This window comes from Pseudomonas sp. IT-232MI5 (genome assembly GCF_949767845.1).
Lineage (GTDB): Bacteria > Pseudomonadota > Gammaproteobacteria > Pseudomonadales > Pseudomonadaceae > Aquipseudomonas.
Window position 1 is genome coordinate 478,680 of record NZ_CATKQE010000011.1, and the last position, 17,104, is coordinate 495,783.

Annotated in this window: 15 protein-coding genes; 12 read left to right on the forward strand and 3 right to left on the reverse strand. The window is 58.5% G+C overall.

Annotated elements, in window-relative coordinates; genetic code table 11:
• The first annotated feature begins 226 nt into the window (after positions 1-226).
• The 4 genes from trxB to infA all read left to right on the forward strand — a co-directional run bounded on the left by trxB (position 227) and on the right by infA (position 3,025).
• Positions 227-1,186: a thioredoxin-disulfide reductase gene (trxB, locus tag ACM6JQ_RS11055; RefSeq protein ID WP_095113681.1), complete on the forward strand. Its 960-nt coding sequence runs from the start codon at positions 227-229 to the stop codon at positions 1,184-1,186.
• A 62-nt stretch (positions 1,187-1,248) separates the two neighbouring features.
• Positions 1,249-1,929: a leucyl/phenylalanyl-tRNA--protein transferase gene (aat, locus tag ACM6JQ_RS11060; RefSeq protein ID WP_414893782.1), complete on the forward strand. Its 681-nt coding sequence runs from the start codon at positions 1,249-1,251 to the stop codon at positions 1,927-1,929.
• Between the two features lie 57 nt (positions 1,930-1,986).
• Positions 1,987-2,694: an arginyltransferase gene (locus ACM6JQ_RS11065; protein ID WP_007908064.1), complete on the forward strand. Its 708-nt coding sequence runs from the start codon at positions 1,987-1,989 to the stop codon at positions 2,692-2,694.
• A gap of 112 nt (positions 2,695-2,806) precedes the next feature.
• Positions 2,807-3,025 (forward strand): translation initiation factor IF-1, encoded by a 219-nt coding sequence (gene infA / locus ACM6JQ_RS11070; protein ID WP_002553999.1) that lies wholly within the window; start codon positions 2,807-2,809, stop codon positions 3,023-3,025.
• A gap of 1,052 nt (positions 3,026-4,077) precedes the next feature.
• Here the strand turns inward: infA and clpA are convergent.
• Both clpA and clpS read right to left on the reverse strand, forming a co-directional pair.
• On the reverse strand, positions 4,078-6,348 hold the full coding sequence (gene clpA / locus ACM6JQ_RS11075) for an ATP-dependent Clp protease ATP-binding subunit ClpA (RefSeq protein WP_007920210.1): 2,271 nt from the start codon (positions 6,346-6,348) through the stop codon (positions 4,078-4,080).
• Positions 6,349-6,378: 30 nt separating this feature from the next.
• Positions 6,379-6,762 (reverse strand): ATP-dependent Clp protease adapter ClpS, encoded by a 384-nt coding sequence (gene clpS, locus ACM6JQ_RS11080; protein WP_011334948.1) that lies wholly within the window; start codon positions 6,760-6,762, stop codon positions 6,379-6,381.
• Positions 6,763-6,986: 224 nt separating this feature from the next.
• On the opposite strand from clpS, the gene ACM6JQ_RS11085 reads away from it, so the two are divergent.
• Positions 6,987-7,280 carry a cold shock domain-containing protein gene (locus ACM6JQ_RS11085; RefSeq protein WP_414893783.1) on the forward strand — a complete coding sequence of 98 codons (294 nt, stop codon included), beginning with the start codon at positions 6,987-6,989 and terminating at the stop codon, positions 7,278-7,280.
• Positions 7,281-7,365: 85 nt separating this feature from the next.
• On the opposite strand, the gene icd is transcribed toward ACM6JQ_RS11085, so the two are convergent.
• The gene (gene icd / locus ACM6JQ_RS11090) at positions 7,366-8,622 is read right to left on the reverse strand and encodes an NADP-dependent isocitrate dehydrogenase (protein ID WP_007920207.1); all 1,257 of its coding nucleotides are present in this window, start codon (positions 8,620-8,622) and stop codon (positions 7,366-7,368) included.
• Positions 8,623-9,103: 481 nt separating this feature from the next.
• Between icd and ACM6JQ_RS11095 the strand changes: the two genes are divergently transcribed.
• The 7 genes from ACM6JQ_RS11095 to ACM6JQ_RS11125 all read left to right on the forward strand — a co-directional run bounded on the left by ACM6JQ_RS11095 (position 9,104) and on the right by ACM6JQ_RS11125 (position 16,952).
• Positions 9,104-11,329 (forward strand): NADP-dependent isocitrate dehydrogenase, encoded by a 2,226-nt coding sequence (locus tag ACM6JQ_RS11095; RefSeq protein WP_007920205.1) that lies wholly within the window; start codon positions 9,104-9,106, stop codon positions 11,327-11,329.
• 200 nt (positions 11,330-11,529) lie between these two features.
• Positions 11,530-11,976: an NUDIX hydrolase gene (locus tag ACM6JQ_RS11100; RefSeq protein ID WP_007920203.1), complete on the forward strand. Its 447-nt coding sequence runs from the start codon at positions 11,530-11,532 to the stop codon at positions 11,974-11,976.
• A gap of 59 nt (positions 11,977-12,035) precedes the next feature.
• Entirely contained in the window at positions 12,036-13,160 is a 1,125-nt protein-coding gene (gene mnmA / locus ACM6JQ_RS11105; protein WP_007920201.1) for a tRNA 2-thiouridine(34) synthase MnmA, read from the forward strand.
• On the forward strand, positions 13,157-13,780 hold the full coding sequence (gene hflD, locus ACM6JQ_RS11110) for a high frequency lysogenization protein HflD (protein ID WP_007920199.1): 624 nt from the start codon (positions 13,157-13,159) through the stop codon (positions 13,778-13,780). Before mnmA ends, hflD begins: the two co-directional genes overlap by 4 nt.
• Positions 13,781-13,907: 127 nt before the next feature.
• Entirely contained in the window at positions 13,908-15,278 is a 1,371-nt protein-coding gene (gene purB, locus ACM6JQ_RS11115) for an adenylosuccinate lyase (protein WP_003223822.1), read from the forward strand.
• 86 nt (positions 15,279-15,364) lie between these two features.
• Positions 15,365-16,534 (forward strand): cupin domain-containing protein, encoded by a 1,170-nt coding sequence (locus ACM6JQ_RS11120; protein ID WP_007920198.1) that lies wholly within the window; start codon positions 15,365-15,367, stop codon positions 16,532-16,534.
• Positions 16,527-16,952: a GNAT family N-acetyltransferase gene (locus ACM6JQ_RS11125; RefSeq protein ID WP_007920197.1), complete on the forward strand. Its 426-nt coding sequence runs from the start codon at positions 16,527-16,529 to the stop codon at positions 16,950-16,952. The genes ACM6JQ_RS11120 and ACM6JQ_RS11125 overlap by 8 nt, the downstream gene beginning before the upstream one ends.
• Positions 16,953-17,104: the final 152 nt, after the last annotated feature.

The window sequence follows — 17,104 nt, forward strand, 5'->3', positions numbered from 1 at the left end:
GGTAAAAAAGTGAACGAGCGCAACTGAGACTACTTTTAACACTGCGTCGCGCATTTTATAAACACAGCGCAGCGCGAATATTCTGTAACAGCCCGGCATTGTACGGGTTTGTGCGTCTGATGCCATGCTTCAAGCCCCAGGATTGAGCATAGTCAAGCACACAGAAGCCGCGACTCAATTTGAGCATGCATTACCTTTTGTGACAAAGGCTTATGAGGTGTATTTGATGAACGTAGCGAAGCATTCACGCCTGATCATCCTCGGCTCCGGTCCGGCCGGTTACAGCGCTGCCGTGTATGCCGCCCGCGCCAACCTCAAACCCGTGGTCATTACCGGCCTGCAGGCTGGTGGCCAGCTCACCACTACCGTCGAAGTCGACAACTGGCCCGGCGACATCGAAGGCCTCACCGGCCCGGTACTGATGGAGCGCATGCAGAAACACGCCGAACGCTTTGCCACAGAGATCGTTTACGACCACATCCACACCGCCAAGTTGCAGCAGCGACCGTTCGAGCTCACTGGCGACAGCGGCACTTACACCTGCGACGCGCTGATCATTGCCACAGGCGCCTCGGCGCAATACCTGGGCCTGCCCTCGGAAGAAGCCTTTGCCGGCCGAGGTGTTTCTGCTTGCGCGACCTGTGACGGCTTTTTCTATCGCAATCAGGTGGTCGCGGTCGTGGGCGGCGGCAATACCGCCGTCGAGGAAGCACTGTACCTGTCGAACATCGCCAAAGAGGTACACCTGATCCATCGCCGCGACAAACTGCGTTCGGAGAAAATCCTTCAGGACAAACTGTTCGAGAAAGCCGCCACAGGCAATGTGCGTCTGCACTGGAATCAGAATCTCGACGAAGTGCTGGGCGATGCTAGCGGTGTCACCGGCGCGCGACTGCGTGACAGCCACACGGGTGAAACCGCTGAACTGCCGCTGGCCGGCGTGTTCATCGCTATCGGCCACAAACCCAACACCGATCTGTTTCAAGGGCAACTGCCGATGCGCGACGGTTACTTACTGGTCAAGGGCGGCAGCGACGGTGATGCTACGTCCACCGAGATTCCCGGGGTGTTTGCCGCCGGCGACGTGGCCGACCACGTTTACCGCCAGGCGGTAACGTCGGCAGGTGCTGGCTGCATGGCCGCACTCGATGCCGAGAAGTATCTGGACGACATTCCGGTCATTTAACGGCACACTTTATCGCGGGCGAACAGCCCGCACCGCCCTCCCCTTCTGCAAGCCTGGATGCCATGCTGACTTGGTTACAACGTAATTCCCTGACTTTTCCACCACTGGAAAAGGCCATGCGCGACCCCAACGGATTGCTCGCCGCCGGTGGCGATCTGTCGGCCGATCGACTGATTCAGGCTTATCGCCATGGCTGCTTTCCATGGTTTTCCGAAGGCCAGCCGATTCTCTGGTGGTCGCCGGATCCGCGCACGGTGTTGTTTCCCGACGAACTGCATGTCTCGCGCAGCCTCGGCAAATTGCTGCGCCAACAACGCTATCAAGTGACCTTTGATCAGGACTTCGACGCAGTGATCCGCGCCTGCGCTGCACCACGGGATTACGCCGACGGCACCTGGATCACCCAAGCCATGCAGGACGCCTACGTTGAACTGCATCGCCGCGGCTTCGCGCATTCGGTCGAGGTCTGGGATCAAGACGAACTGGTCGGCGGCCTGTACGGCCTGGCGATGGGCCAACTGTTTTTCGGCGAATCGATGTTCAGCCGCGCCGACAACGCGTCCAAATTCGGTTTTGCCACCTTGGTGCGCCACCTGAAAGACGCGGGATTCGTGCTGATCGATTGCCAGATGCCGACCGATCATCTGCACAGCCTCGGCGCGCGGGCAATTCCTCGTCAGCAATTCGCCGACTATCTGGCAAATCACCTGGATCAGCCCAATCGCGCCACCTGGGTTTGCTGAGCGACTTTTGCGCGCGTGGCTTACACTTAATTCACCAGCTTATCCCGAGGGTTGATCATGACCGAGTTGGCGCGTTTGAAGTTCTATGCCACTCAGCCTCACTCTTGCAGTTATCTGCCCGAGGAGCAGGCCACGACCCTGTTTCTCGATCCGAGCCAGCCCATGGATGTGCATGTCTACGCAGACCTGTCGGAAATGGGCTTTCGTCGCAGCGGCGATCATCTGTACCGCCCGCATTGCCAGAACTGCAATGCGTGCGTGCCTGCGCGCATTCCGGTGGCGCAGTTCACACCCAATCGTCAGCAGAAGCGGATTTTCAAACGCAACACGGATTTGCAGGTGCGCCCGGCCAAACCGCAGTTCAGCGAAGAATATTTCGATCTGTACCAGCGCTATATCGAACAACGCCACGCCGACGGCGATATGTACCCGCCGAGCCGCGATCAATTCTCGACTTTTCTGGTACGCGATCTGCCCTTCTCGCGCTTCTATGAGTTCCGACTCGACGGACGGTTGCTAGCCGTGGCTGTGACCGACTTACTGCCGAACGGTTTGTCGGCGGTGTACACCTTCTACGAACCGGCCGAGGAACGCCGTAGCCTTGGCCGATTTGCCATCCTCTGGCAAATCGCCGAGGCACAGCGCCTCGGACTTGAGGCGGTGTACCTCGGTTACTGGATCAAGAACTGCAAAAAGATGAACTACAAGACGCAATATCGCCCCATCGAATTGCTGATTAATCAGCGCTGGGTCATCCTCAACTAAACCCAAGCCGTAAACCCCTTGGCGTAAACCCCATTTTTCGGGCACAATGCACGCCGCTTTTGCCTGGCGCAGTTGCACCGGGCCATTCATTGGATACCGAGGGCTTTACTGCATGTCGAAAGAAGACAGCTTCGAAATGGAAGGCACTGTCGTCGACACCCTGCCCAACACCATGTTTCGTGTGGAGTTGGAAAATGGGCACGTCGTAACCGCGCATATTTCCGGCAAGATGCGCAAGAACTACATTCGTATTCTTACCGGTGACAAAGTGCGCGTCGAGCTGACGCCCTATGACTTGAGCAAAGGGCGCATCACTTACCGCGCTCGTTAATCAAGTCAATACAAAACGCCCGGTTTATGCCGGGCGTTTTTGTTTGTCTGGGATTTGGGTTTTGGGTTTGGGTTTGGGTTTGAGGGCATATCCGTTTTTTCGGGTGCGACCGCTGGCGGTTTCGCTCTTACAGCGAGTCACCTTTTCCAAACGCCGAAAAGGTAACCCAAAAGGCTTTGCCCCGGCGTACGGCACTTCGCTGAGGCTCAGTGTTCCCTCGCTACGGTGTCCATCCGGGGGCATCGCCTACGGTTTGCTTCGCTGCACCTCCTCTCGATGTATGCGGCTTCGCCGCACGGCGCTGCGCGCCTAACCCCCGGATGGACACCTACGCTCGGCCTGCCGAAGGGGCAAAAGATCAAAAGCCAAAGCAAGATCAAGAGCCAGAGCCAGAGCCAGAGCCAGAGCCAGAGCCAGAGCCAGAGCCAGAGCCAGAGCCAGATCAAGAGCCAGAGCCAGAGCCAGATCAAGATCAAGAGCCCCTCACCCTAGCCCTCTCCCGGAGGGAGAGGGAACTGACCGTGGTGTTTGGGCGAGGTACGCCGACATGCGATACCGCGGCGAACTCAGGTTTTGAAACGCCCAAAAATCGGCCCCCTCTCCCTCGGGAGAGGGCTGGGGTGAGGGGCAAACACACCACAAATCAAAAGCCGAACACCCGCTCTTCACCACTCAAGGCCGAGTGTCAGCTCGCCTGCTTTTGATCTTGATCCACGGGCGACGTCGGAAGGCTGAGTGGAGGGATTGATCCGGGCGTGGGAGCGCAGCGACCGTTTGGCGCAGCCAAACACAGCGAGAGGAGGTGCAGCGAAGCAAACCGTAGGCGCTGCGCCCGGATCGATCCCGCAGCGAAGGGACCCCGAGCCCCAGCGAGCGGGCCGCACGTAGGAGCAAGCGTTTTTTGCTTACTTTTTTTGGCGTTTGAAAAAAAGTGAGTCGCCGTAAGGGCGAAACCGTAATAAGCCATCACCGCAGCAACGGATATTCACCCAAAAAACCCAAACGACAAATAACAAAAAGGCGCCCGAAGGCGCCCTCTTGATCCAAGGCCATCAGGCCATTTCTGCGGTAGTCTCGAAGTCAAACGTCAACTCACCATCCTTGATGTCGATGTGCACCACACCGCCATGCTCGGCCAGCTCGCCAAACAGAATCTCCTCCGCCAGCGGACGCTTGATCTTGTCCTGAATCAGACGCGCCATCGGACGTGCGCCCATTGCCGAGTCATAACCACCCGCCGCCAGCCAACTCCGCGCGGCATCAGTGACCTCAAGCAGCACACGCTTGTCTTCCAGCTGCGCCTGAAGCTCGGTAAGGAACTTGTCCACCACACTTTTGATGACCTCATGGCTGAGGCGACCAAACTGGATAATGGTGTCCAGACGGTTACGGAACTCCGGCGTGAAGCTCTTCTTGATCACTTCCATCGCATCAGACGAGTGGTCCTGATGGGTGAAACCGATCGAAGCCCGCGCAGCCGTTTCAGCACCGGCGTTGGTGGTCATGATCACGATCACGTTGCGGAAGTCCGCCTTGCGCCCGTTGTTGTCAGTCAGCGTACCGTGGTCCATCACCTGCAGCAGCAGGTTGAAGACTTCCGGATGCGCTTTCTCGATTTCATCGAGCAGCAATACGCAGTGCGGCTGCTTGGTGATCGCTTCGGTCAACAGACCGCCCTGATCGAAACCGACATAACCTGGAGGCGCACCGATCAGACGCGATACGGTGTGACGCTCCATGTACTCGGACATGTCGAAACGCACCAACTCGATCCCCAACGCCTTGGCCAGTTGTCGTGCGGCCTCGGTTTTACCGACACCGGTCGGGCCTGCGAACAGGAACGAACCGACTGGCTTGTCAGGCGACTTGAGGCCGGCACGAGACAGCTTGATCGCGGTTGACAGCGAATCGATCGCCGCGTCCTGACCAAACACCGTCAGCTTCAGGTCACGCTCAAGGTTACGCAGCAACTCCTTGTCGGAGCTGGTGACGTGCTTAGGCGGAATCCGCGCGATTTTCGCGACGATGTCTTCGACGTGCGGCACCTCGATACGCTTGGCGCGCTTCTCGACCGGTTGCAGACGCTGATAGGCGCCCGCCTCGTCAATAACATCAATGGCTTTGTCCGGCATGTGTCGGTCATTGATATAGCGCGACGCCAGTTCAGCAGCGGCACGCAGCGCTTCGTCGCTGTATTCGATGTTGTGGTGCTGTTCGAAACGCCCTTTCAGGCCGCGCAGGATACCAATGGTGTCTTCCACCGATGGCTCGACGACATCGACCTTCTGGAAGCGACGCGCCAAGGCACGATCCTTCTCGAAGATGCCGCGAAACTCCTGGAACGTGGTCGAACCAATGCAGCGAATGTCGCCAGACGACAGTAGCGGCTTAAGCAGATTCGAAGCGTCCATGACCCCGCCCGACGCAGCGCCCGCACCAATAATGGTGTGGATCTCGTCGATAAACAGAATGGCTTGCGGACGTTTTTTCAATTCATTGAGCAACGCCTTGAAGCGCTTCTCGAAATCACCGCGATACTTGGTGCCCGCGAGCAGAGCACCGAGATCCAGCGAATAAACAACACTACCGGCCAGCAGATCCGGCACCTGGTTGTCGACAATGCGCTTGGCCAGGCCTTCGGCAATCGCGGTTTTACCCACGCCTGCTTCACCAACCAGCAGCGGATTGTTCTTGCGCCGACGCGCGAGAATCTGCGCGACACGTTCGACTTCCGATTCACGACCGACCAGCGGATCGATACGACCCTGGCGCGCGAGTTCGTTGAGGTTGCTGGCATAAGCATCCAGAGGATTGCCTGAAGAAGAAGACTCACCGCCCTCGTCGTCCTGCATATCTTGTTCACCTTCAGAGTGATCGCCATGCCCCGGCACTTTGGAAATGCCGTGTGCGATGTAATTGACGACATCGATGCGCGCAACGCTCTGCTGTTTCAGCAGAAACACTGCCTGACTCTCTTGCTCACTGAAGATGGCAACCAGCACGTTGGCGCCGGTTACTTCGCGTTTGCCCGAGCTCTGTACGTGGAAAACAGCACGTTGCAGTACACGCTGGAAGCCCAGGGTTGGCTGGGTTTCGCGATCTTCGTCATGAACGGGGATCAATGGCGTGGTGGAGTCGATGAACTCCTGCAGGTCATGCTTGAGTTTGTCGAGGTTTGCGCCGCAGGCACGCAAAACGGTGGCGGCAGCCTCATTGTCCAATAGGGCCAGCAAAAGGTGTTCGACGGTCATGAATTCATGACGTTTCGAACGAGCCTCCTTGAAGGCTAGATTGAGGGTGACTTCGAGCTCGCGGTTTAACATAGCTTCACCTCATACCCAAGTGGTCGGCGATTAACCGTCCTTCTCGATTTCACAGAGTAGCGGATGCTGGCTTTCCCTGGCGTACTGGTTGACCTGCATGGCCTTTGTCTCGGCGATGTCGCGGGTAAACACTCCACATACTGCCCGTCCTTCTGTGTGGACGGCCAGCATGACCTTGGTCGCCAGCTCGCGATTCAGGTTAAAAAACACCTCGAGCACTTCGACGACGAAATCCATCGGTGTGTAGTCATCGTTGAACAAAACCACCTTGTACATCGGCGGCGCCTGTAACGCAGGCTTTGCTTCCTGAACAGCAACGCCTGCCGAATCGTCGTCGTGCTCCTGTGGAAGATCCTTTTGGAGAAGCGGGCGATCCTGATTGAATGTTAGTCGAATCTGGCTGATTGCATGCATGGAAAGAAAGGTTCGTCAGTTGTGCAAATACAGTGGTGGGGGCGGTTGTACGCGTTTTCAACTCCGACTGCCCGGTCACCTTGACTATCGGGAAAACGGTGTTACAACCAATAGAGCCCACAGTGGGTAAAAAAGATCCGCGGAGTCAATCCTTTTAACGGATTAGATTGCGGATGAATTGGATGATACTCCAGCGATGGAGTCTGTTGCAGAGGGATTTGAGCATGGCTGTCGGCAAGGTGAAATGGTTCAACAATGCCAAGGGATTCGGCTTTATCAATACCGACGCCCGTGAAGGCCGCGATGAGGATGGCAAAGAGATCGACTTTTTTGCTCATTTTTCTCAGATTAAGATGGACGGATACAAAACCCTTAAGGCCGGGCAGGCGGTGGTTTTCAGCATTATCCAAGGCCCCAAGGGGCTGCATGCCGTAAACATCCAGTCAGTCGAACCATCCAGTGCCATTGATAGTGCAGCTGTCAGCGCTGCTGCCGCTGCCGCAACTGCCAAAGCGTGAGCTGACTGATCTTCACCTGAATATCCCAAGCAATAAAAAACCACCTGACTCAATGAAGAATCAGGCGGTTTTATGTGCCCGCGTTTTACATATGCGAAATCAGCGCATCGCCAAAGCCCGAAGACGAAACCAGCTTGGCCCCGTCCATCAGACGCTCAAAGTCATAGGTCACAGTCTTGGCACTAATGGCGCCGTTTGTGCCCTTGATGATCAGATCCGCCGCCTCAGTCCAGCCCATGTGCCGCAGCATCATTTCTGCCGAGAGAATCAGCGAACCCGGGTTGACCTGATCCTTGCCGGCGTACTTCGGCGCCGTACCGTGGGTCGCTTCGAACATCGCCACGGTGTCGGACAGGTTGGCGCCCGGCGCGATACCGATACCGCCCACTTCCGCCGCCAAAGCGTCGGAGAGGTAGTCGCCGTTGAGGTTGAGGGTCGCGATCACATCGTATTCGGCCGGGCGCAGCAGGATCTGCTGGAGCATGGCGTCGGCGATGGCATCCTTGACCACAACATTCTTGCCGGTTTTCGGGTTTTTGAACTGCATCCACGGGCCACCGTCGAGCAGGGTCGCGCCGAATTCTTCCGCGGCTACTTCATAGGCCCACTCTTTGAAGGCACCTTCGGTGAACTTCATGATGTTGCCTTTGTGCACGATGGTCAGCGAATCGCGGTCGTTATCGACCACATATTGCAGAGCCTTGCGCGCCAGACGCTTGGTGCCTTCCAGCGAAACCGGCTTGACGCCGATGCCGCAGTTTTCGTCGAAACGGATTTTGGTGACGCCCATTTCTTCTTTAAGGAATTTGATGACTTTGGTGGCTTCCGGCGAACCGGCCTTCCACTCAATGCCGGCATAGATGTCTTCGGAGTTCTCGCGGAAGATGGTCATGTCGACGTCGCCAGGCTTTTTCACCGGGCTTGGCACGCCTTCGAACCAGCGCACCGGGCGCAGGCAGACGTACAGGTCGAGTTGCTGACGCAGGGCCACGTTCAGCGAGCGGATGCCGCCACCGACCGGCGTGGTCAGCGGGCCTTTGATGGAAACCACATAATCCTTGACTGCATCGAGAGTTTCCTGAGGCAGCCAGGTGTCCTGATCGTAAACCTGAGTGGCTTTTTCCCCGGCGTAGACTTCCATCCAGGAAATCTTGCGTTTACCGCCGTATGCCTTTTGAACTGCAGCATCGACAACCTTGATCATCACCGGGCTGATGTCGACACCAATGCCGTCACCTTCGATGAAGGGGATGATCGGGTTATCAGGAACATTGAGAGAATGGTCTGCATTGACGGTGATTTTGTCGCCGACGGCTGGAACCTGAATCTTCTTGTAACCCATGCTGAACTCCATTGTTTGGATTGAACATCTGGCTTGGTTCGAGCGTAACCCAGTTAAATCAACACGCAAACCCTCTGTTCGTGGCGCGGCTACATCTCGTTTCGTACAAGCCTGAAAGCAAAGGGAAAAGCGCCAAACTCAAGCATTCGCGACGACTCTACGCCCCACCCCGCCCTGCGACCTTTAGACCAATGGACGAGAATCGTTGCATATGAACCATCGGCAGATTGCCAGCTACCTATGTATAATGCCGCCCGCTGACCACAGGGTCACGACGGCTGGCCTCTCTAGCACGAGACTTTCCGCCTGATTGGTCGGGTTGTTACCGCAGTCCGACTGCTTGACGCTCTACTGATGCACCCAACATCACCGCGAAGAATCTCGACATTCGGTTCATGGATGACTTTGAACGAACGCGCTTACCCGGCGCCCCTCGAGTTTCTGCGCACGCTTTAGCAAAGAAGAGAGAGTTAATCCGAATATGCCCACCCGCTCGAAGATCATCTATACCTTCACCGACGAAGCTCCAGCCCTCGCCACCTATTCCCTGCTGCCGATCATCGAGGCGTACACCGCTTCGGCCGATATCGCCGTGGAAACCCGCGATATCTCTCTTGCAGCGCGCATTCTGGCCAGCTTCCCCGAGCAACTGGGCGACAAAGCCGTAGCCGACCACCTCGCCGAACTGGGCGACCTGGCCGTTACGCCTGAAGCCAACATCATCAAGCTGCCGAACATCAGCGCTTCGGTGCCACAGCTGCAAGCCGCGATCAAAGAGCTGCAAGCTCAGGGTTACAACCTGCCGGATTACCCGGAAACCGTGACCAGCGACGCCGACAAAGACGCCAAGGCGCGTTACGACAAGGTCAAGGGCAGCGCCGTGAACCCGGTTCTGCGTGAAGGCAACTCCGACCGTCGCGCACCGCTGTCGGTTAAAAACTACGCTCGCAAGCACCCGCACAAAATGGGCGCCTGGGCCAAAGACTCCAAGTCCCACGTCGCTCACATGAGCACCGGCGATTTCTACGGCAGCGAAAAAGCTGCCCTGATCGACGCCGCTGACGCCGTGAAGATCGAACTGATCGCCAAGGACGGTACCGCGACCGTCCTGAAAGAAAAAACCACCGTTCAGGCTGGCGAGATCCTCGACTGCGCCGTGATGAGCAAAAACGCCCTGCGCGCGTTCATCGCTGCTGAAATCGAAAGCGCCAAGGCCCAGGGCGTGCTGCTCTCGGTTCACCTGAAAGCGACCATGATGAAGGTCTCCGACCCGATCATGTTCGGCCAGATCGTTGCCGAGTTCTACAAAGACGCCCTGACCAAGCACGCTGACGTGCTGGCCGAGATCGGCTTCAACCTGAACAACGGCATCGGCGATCTGTACGCGCGCATCAAGGCCCTGCCGGCCGAGCAGCAAGCGCAGATCGAAGCCGACATGGCCGCGGTCTACGCCGCTCGTCCATCGCTGGCGATGGTCAACTCCGACAAAGGCATCACCAACCTGCACGTGCCGAGCGACGTCATCGTCGACGCCTCGATGCCGGCAATGATCCGTGACTCCGGCAAAATGTGGGGCACCGACGGTCAGTTGCACGACACCAAGGCGGTGATCCCGGATCGCTGCTACGCGACCATCTACCAGGCCGTGATCGAAGATTGCAAAGCCAATGGCGCTTTCGATCCGACCACCATGGGCAGCGTGCCAAACGTTGGCCTGATGGCGAAGAAAGCCGAAGAGTACGGCTCGCACGACAAGACTTTCCAGATCAAGGCTGACGGCGTGGTTCGCGTCACCGACAGCAAGGGCAACCTGCTGATGGAACAGGCTGTTGAAGCCGGCGACATCTTCCGCATGTGCCAGACCAAAGACGCGCCGATCCAGGACTGGGTCAAACTGGCCGTCAACCGTGCTCGCGCAAGCGCAACTCCAGCGATCTTCTGGCTGGACCCGATGCGCGCTCACGACGGCGTAGTGATCGAGAAGGTTCAGGCTTACCTGAAGGATCACGACACTGCCGGTCTGGACATCCAGATCATGGCGCCGGTCGACGCGATGAAGTACACCCTGCAGCGCACCCGCGAAGGCAAGGACACCATTTCGGTGACCGGCAACGTACTGCGTGACTACCTGACCGACCTGTTCCCGATCATGGAACTGGGCACCAGCGCCAAGATGCTGTCGATCGTGCCGCTGATGAACGGCGGCGGCCTGTTCGAAACCGGCGCCGGCGGTTCGGCTCCGAAGCACGTGCAGCAACTGGTTGAAGAAAACTTCCTGCGCTGGGATTCGCTGGGCGAGTTCCTCGCACTGGCAGCGTCCCTTGAGCATCTGGGCGTGAACTACAACAACCCGAAAGCACTGGTGCTGTCGAAAACCCTGGACCAGGCCACTGGCCAGTTCCTCGACAACAACAAGTCGCCATCGCGTAAAGTCGGCAACATCGACAACCGCGGCAGCCACTTCTACCTGGCGATGTACTGGGCTCAGGCCCTGGCTGCCCAGACTGAAGACGCTGCACTGCAAGCGCAGTTCGCGACCCTGGCAAAAACCCTGACCGAGAACGAAGCAACCATCGTTGCCGAGCTCAACGCCGTTCAGGGCAAGCCAGTCGACATCGGCGGTTACTACCACGCCAATGCCGAGCTGATCAGCAAGGCCATGCGCCCAAGCGCAACCCTCAACGCGGCGATTGCTGCGCTGGTTTAAGGTTGTAAAGGGAACATCACAAACCCCGGCCTCGTGCCGGGGTTTGTGTTTCCAGAGTTCACACAATTCCCTTGTAGGAGTGAGCCTGCTCGCGATAGCGGTATACCATTCAACAATTATGGTGACTGACAATGCGCTATCGCGAGCAGGCTCACTCCTACATTGGATTGCATTTCAATCCCAGAATTGAGGAAGGTATTATGGAATGGCTCCCCCACATCACCGTCGCCACCATCGTCGAGGACAACGGCCGCTTCCTGATGGTCGAGGAACACAAGGCCGGGCGTAATGTGCTCAACCAGCCCGCCGGCCATCTCGACCCAGACGAAACCCTGATTGATGCCGCCGTGCGCGAGACCCTCGAAGAAACCGGCTGGGACGTCGAACCTACCGGCGTCATCGGCATTTACCTGTACACCGCACCAAGCAACGGCGTGACCTATCAGCGCGTGTGCTTCAGCGCCAAAGCCGTGCAACATCACGCTGATTACCAACTCGACGACGGTATCGTCGGCGCCAAGTGGCTGACCCGCGACGAATTAATTGCTCAGCGCGACAACTGGCGCAGCGAGCTGATCATCCGTTGCATCGACGATTATCTGGCCGGCCATCACTTCAGCCTCGAACTGATCCGCCCTTCTCTTTAGCCTTGAGGCCGCGAGCCTGCTAGAATCGCGTCCTTTTTCAAGACACTCATTGAATCCCTATGCGTGATCCAGCCCCTTCTGACACATCCAAGAAGCGCGTCATTGTCGGCATGTCCGGCGGCGTGGACTCTTCCGTTTCCGCTCTCCTGCTGATCGAGCAGGGTTACGAGGTGGAAGGCCTGTTCATGAAGAACTGGGAAGAAGACGACGGAACGGAATACTGCACCGCCATGGACGACCTGGCGGATGCTCAGGCTGTCTGCGACAAGATCGGCATCAAGCTGCACACCGCCAACTTCGCTGCTGAATACTGGGACAACGTGTTCGAGCACTTCCTGGCCGAATACAAGGCCGGCCGTACGCCGAACCCGGACATCCTGTGTAATCGCGAGATCAAGTTCAAGGCGTTCCTCGACTACGCCATGATGCTCGGCGCCGACTTGATTGCCACCGGCCACTACGTGCGCCGCCGCGACATTGATGGCCGCACCGAACTGCTCAAAGGCCTCGATCCGAACAAGGATCAGAGCTATTTCCTGCACGCCGTTGGCGGCGAACAGATTGCCAAGACCCTGTTCCCGGTCGGCGAACTGGAAAAGCCGGAAGTGCGCGCAATTGCCGAGAAATACGAGCTGGCGACCGCCAAGAAGAAGGATTCCACCGGGATCTGCTTTATCGGCGAGCGTCGCTTCAGCGACTTCCTCAAGCAATACCTGCCGGCGCAACCGGGCGAAATCAAAACCACCGAAGGTGAAGTCATTGGCCGTCACCACGGCTTGATGTACCACACCATCGGTCAGCGCCAGGGCCTCGGCATCGGCGGTTTGAAAGACGCCGGCGATGAGCCGTGGTACGTGCTGCGCAAGGATCTCGACAGCAACGAGCTGATCGTCGGCCAGGGCAACAACCATCCATGGCTGTTCTCCAGCGCCCTGCTCGCTTCGGAAATCTATTGGGTCAACCCGATCGACCTGAGCCAGCCGCTGCGCCTGACCGCGAAAGTGCGTTATCGCCAGAGCGACCAGGCCTGCACTCTGGAAAAAACCGCCAGCGGCTACCGCGCTGTGTTCGACGAGCCGCAACGCGCGGTGACGCCGGGCCAATCCGTGGTGTTCTATGACGGTGAAATCTGCCTCGGTGGCGGCGTGATCGAAGTGGCCGAACCGTGGAGCGGCCAGGCATGAGCCCGACTCAGGAGCAACTGACGGCGCTGGGCGGTGTGTTTCTCGCCGCCGTACTGGTCGACCGGATCGCCAAGACCGGGCAGACCAGCGAGGCCGGCCTGACCTGCATGCTCGGCAGCCTGTTGGTGCGCGACCCGAAAGACACGCTGGACGTCTACGGCGGCGATGACCTCAATCTGCGCGAAGGCTATCGAGCGCTGATCGGTGCACTGGAACGCGACCCAAGCACGCTGCAACGCGAGCCATTGCGCTACGCCCTGTCGATGCTCGGCCTGGAACGTCAACTGGCCAAGCGCGACGACATGCTCGACACCATCGGCAAGCGCTTGCCGCAGATCCAGTCGCAGGTCGAGCATTTTGGCCCGGCCCACGAAAACGTGGTCGCGGCTTGCGGCGCGCTGTATCAGGACACCCTGAGCACCCTGCGCCAACGTATTCAGGTGCACGGCGACATGCGCAACCTGCAGCAGCCGAGCAATGCCTCGAAAATCCGCGCCCTGCTCCTTGCCGGTATCCGTTCGGCACGTCTGTGGCGGCAGCTCGGCGGCCATCGCTGGCAGTTGGTGATCAGCCGACGCAAGCTGCTCAAAGAGCTGTATCCGTTGATGCGCAGCGAGTAAAACGCCGCGCAATAAAAGCTTTGTAGTCTGTAACGCGTAATACGCCGGTCAGTTGGCAACGGACCGGCGGATTTTTTCATGTATGATACGCGCCCCATTTCGTTGCCCGACTGTCCGAGAACACCCCATGCAGCTTTCTTCGCTCACTGCGGTTTCCCCTGTTGACGGCCGCTACGCCGGCAAAACCCAGGCCCTGCGCCCGATTTTCAGCGAGTACGGTTTGATCCGTGCCCGTGTTCTGGTTGAAGTGCGCTGGCTCCAGCGCCTGGCCGCCCACGCGGGTATCCCTGAAGTGCCAGCCTTCTCCGCCGAGGCCAACGCCGTTCTCAATGAACTGGCTGAAAACTTCTCGCTGGAGCACGCCGAGCGCGTCAAAGAGATCGAGCGCACCACCAACCACGACGTCAAAGCGATCGAATACCTGCTCAAAGAGCAGGCGGCCAAGTTGCCGGAGCTGGCCAAGGTCAGCGAGTTCATCCACTTTGCCTGCACCAGCGAAGACATCAACAACCTGTCCCACGCCCTGATGCTGCGCGAAGGCCGTGACGACGTGATGCTGCCGCTGATGCGCCAGACCGCCAACGCCATCCGCGAACTGGCCATCCGTTTCGCTGACGTGCCAATGCTGTCGCGCACCCACGGCCAACCAGCCTCCCCGACCACTCTGGGTAAAGAGCTGGCGAACGTGGTTTACCGTCTCGAGCGTCAGATCGCTCAAGTCGCTGCCGTGCCGCTGCTGGGCAAAATCAACGGCGCCGTCGGCAACTACAACGCACACCTGTCGGCCTATCCGCAGATCGACTGGGAAGCCAACGCCCGCGCCTTCATCGAAGACGAGCTGGGCCTGGGCTTCAACCCGTACACCACGCAGATCGAACCGCACGACTACATCGCCGAGCTGTTCGACGCGATCGCGCGCTTCAACACCATCCTGATCGACTTCGACCGTGACATCTGGGGCTATATCTCCCTGGGTTATTTCAAGCAGCGCACCATCGCTGGCGAAATCGGTTCGTCGACCATGCCGCACAAGGTCAACCCGATCGACTTCGAAAACTCCGAAGGCAACCTGGGCATCGCCAACGCGCTGTTCCAGCACCTGGCGAGCAAACTGCCGATCTCCCGCTGGCAGCGCGACCTGACCGACTCCACCGTACTGCGCAACCTCGGTGTTGGCTTCGCCCACAGCGTGATCGCCTACGAAGCCAGCCTCAAAGGCATCAGCAAACTGGAGCTCAACGAGCAGAAGATTGCCGCTGACCTCGACGCTTGCTGGGAAGTGTTGGCTGAGCCGATCCAGACCGTGATGCGCCGCTACAACATCGAAAACCCGTACGAGAAGCTGAAAGAACTGACCCGCGGCAAGGGCATCAGCCCAGAAGCGTTGCAGACTTTCATCGATGGTCTGGACATGCCTGCCGAAGCGAAAGCCGAGCTCAAGCAACTGACCCCGGCCAACTACATCGGCAACGCTGTAGCGCAAGCCAAACGCATCTGATCGACCGCTTGATCCGTTTGAGACGCCCGGCCGCGCCGGGCGTTTTTATTCCCGTCTGAAAAGTGCTTTTTTTCAATAGGTTACATATGAATTCCGATATTCCTCTTCAACTTCTGGGCGGCCTCACTGCACGCGAATTCCTGCGCGACTACTGGCAGAAAAAGCCGCTGCTGATCCGTCAGGCGATTCCTGACTTCGAAAGCCCGATCGACGCCGACGAACTGGCCGGCCTGGCCCTGGAAGAAGAAGTCGAATCGCGCCTGGTGATCGAGCACGGCGAGCGTCCATGGGAACTGCGTCGCGGCCCGTTCGCTGAAGACGAGTTCAGCAAATTGCCGGAAAAAGAGTGGACCTTGCTGGTGCAAGCGGTCGACCAATTCGTCCCGGAAGTCAGCGAGTTGCTGGAAAACTTCCGCTTCCTGCCGAGCTGGCGCGTCGATGACGTGATGATCAGCTTCGCCGCCCCGGGTGGCAGCGTTGGTCCGCACTTCGACAACTACGACGTGTTCCTGCTGCAAGGCCACGGCAAGCGCAACTGGAAAATCGGCCAGATGTGCGACTCCGAGAGCCCGCTGTTGCAACACGCGGACCTGCGCATCCTCGCCGAATTCCACGAGACCGAAGAGTGGGTACTGGAACCGGGCGACATGCTCTACCTGCCGCCGCGTCTGGCTCACTGCGGTGTCGCGGTCGACAACTGCATGACCTACTCGGTCGGTTTCCGTGCGCCAAGCGCTTCCGAAGTGCTGACTCACTTCACCGACTTCCTCAGCCAGTTCCTGACTGACGAAGAGCGCTACACCGATGCCGACGCACAGCCAGCAGCCGATCCGCACCAGATTCAACACGACGCACTGGATCGCCTGAAAGCGCTGCTCGCCGAGCACATGAGCGACGAGCGCCTGCTGCTGACCTGGTTCGGCCAGTACATGACCGAGCCGCGTTATCCGGAGCTGGTGGCTGGCCCGGAAGAAATCGAAGAAGAAGACTTCCTCGCCGCCCTGCAGGATGGCGCCATCCTGATCCGCAACCCGAGTGCGCGCCTGGCCTGGTCGGAGGTCGATGACGACCTGCTGCTGTTCGCCAGCGGTCAGAGCCGTTACCTGCCGGGCAAGCTGCGCGAACTGCTGAAGCTGATCTGCGCCGCTGACGCCCTGCACACCGACAACCTCGGTGAGTGGCTGAACGACGAAGACGCCTGCGGCCTGCTGTGCCAACTGGTCAAGCAAGGGAGCCTGGGGTTCGCCGATGAATAAGATTCGCGTACGTGTCGCAGACTGGCAGAAGGACATCGCCGAGATCCGGCGCATTCGTGAAACGGTGTTCATCGCCGAGCAATCGGTGCCACCTGAGCTGGAATGGGACGCGGATGACGCGACCGCCGTGCATTTTCTGGCGTTTGAAGGCGACTTTCCGATTGGCACTGCGCGCTTGTTGCCCGACGGGCACATTGGCCGCGTTTCGGTGCTGAAAGACTGGCGCGGGATGAAGGTCGGTGATGCGCTGATGCAAGCGGTCATTGCTGAAGCTGAAGAACGTGGGTTGAAGCAGCAGATGCTCAGTGCTCAGGTTCAAGCCACGGCGTTCTATGAGCGCTTGGGTTTCAACCTGGTCAGCGAGGAGTTCCTCGAAGCCGGGATTCCACATGTCGATATGGTTCGCCATTCGGCTTAAGACCGCGGCGCGGCGATCGCGAGCAGGCTCACTCCTACAATTGAAATGCGATTCCCTGTAGGAGTGAGCCTGCTCGCGATGGCGCCCGCAAGAACACCACAAAACGCCCCGACATCCGCCGATGCCGGGGCGTTTTGCTGTCTACGATTCAA

What these genes read in the sequence shown, in the direction of transcription:
- purB (WP_003223822.1), top strand. Translation starts at nt 13,908, where the DNA reads ATGCAGCTTTCTTCGCTCACTGCGGTTTCCCCTGTTGACGGCCGCTAC.
- ACM6JQ_RS11065 (WP_007908064.1), top strand. Translation starts at nt 1,987, where the DNA reads ATGACCGAGTTGGCGCGTTTGAAGTTCTATGCCACTCAGCCTCACTCT.
- ACM6JQ_RS11100 (WP_007920203.1), top strand. Translation starts at nt 11,530, where the DNA reads ATGGAATGGCTCCCCCACATCACCGTCGCCACCATCGTCGAGGACAAC.
- clpA (WP_007920210.1), bottom strand. Translation starts at nt 6,348, where the DNA reads ATGTTAAACCGCGAGCTCGAAGTCACCCTCAATCTAGCCTTCAAGGAG.
- ACM6JQ_RS11085 (WP_414893783.1), top strand. Translation starts at nt 6,987, where the DNA reads ATGGCTGTCGGCAAGGTGAAATGGTTCAACAATGCCAAGGGATTCGGC.
- mnmA (WP_007920201.1), top strand. Translation starts at nt 12,036, where the DNA reads ATGCGTGATCCAGCCCCTTCTGACACATCCAAGAAGCGCGTCATTGTC.
- aat (WP_414893782.1), top strand. Translation starts at nt 1,249, where the DNA reads ATGCTGACTTGGTTACAACGTAATTCCCTGACTTTTCCACCACTGGAA.
- clpS (WP_011334948.1), bottom strand. Translation starts at nt 6,762, where the DNA reads ATGCATGCAATCAGCCAGATTCGACTAACATTCAATCAGGATCGCCCG.
- hflD (WP_007920199.1), top strand. Translation starts at nt 13,157, where the DNA reads ATGAGCCCGACTCAGGAGCAACTGACGGCGCTGGGCGGTGTGTTTCTC.
- ACM6JQ_RS11095 (WP_007920205.1), top strand. Translation starts at nt 9,104, where the DNA reads ATGCCCACCCGCTCGAAGATCATCTATACCTTCACCGACGAAGCTCCA.
- infA (WP_002553999.1), top strand. Translation starts at nt 2,807, where the DNA reads ATGTCGAAAGAAGACAGCTTCGAAATGGAAGGCACTGTCGTCGACACC.
- ACM6JQ_RS11120 (WP_007920198.1), top strand. Translation starts at nt 15,365, where the DNA reads ATGAATTCCGATATTCCTCTTCAACTTCTGGGCGGCCTCACTGCACGC.
- ACM6JQ_RS11125 (WP_007920197.1), top strand. Translation starts at nt 16,527, where the DNA reads ATGAATAAGATTCGCGTACGTGTCGCAGACTGGCAGAAGGACATCGCC.
- icd (WP_007920207.1), bottom strand. Translation starts at nt 8,622, where the DNA reads ATGGGTTACAAGAAGATTCAGGTTCCAGCCGTCGGCGACAAAATCACC.
- trxB (WP_095113681.1), top strand. Translation starts at nt 227, where the DNA reads ATGAACGTAGCGAAGCATTCACGCCTGATCATCCTCGGCTCCGGTCCG.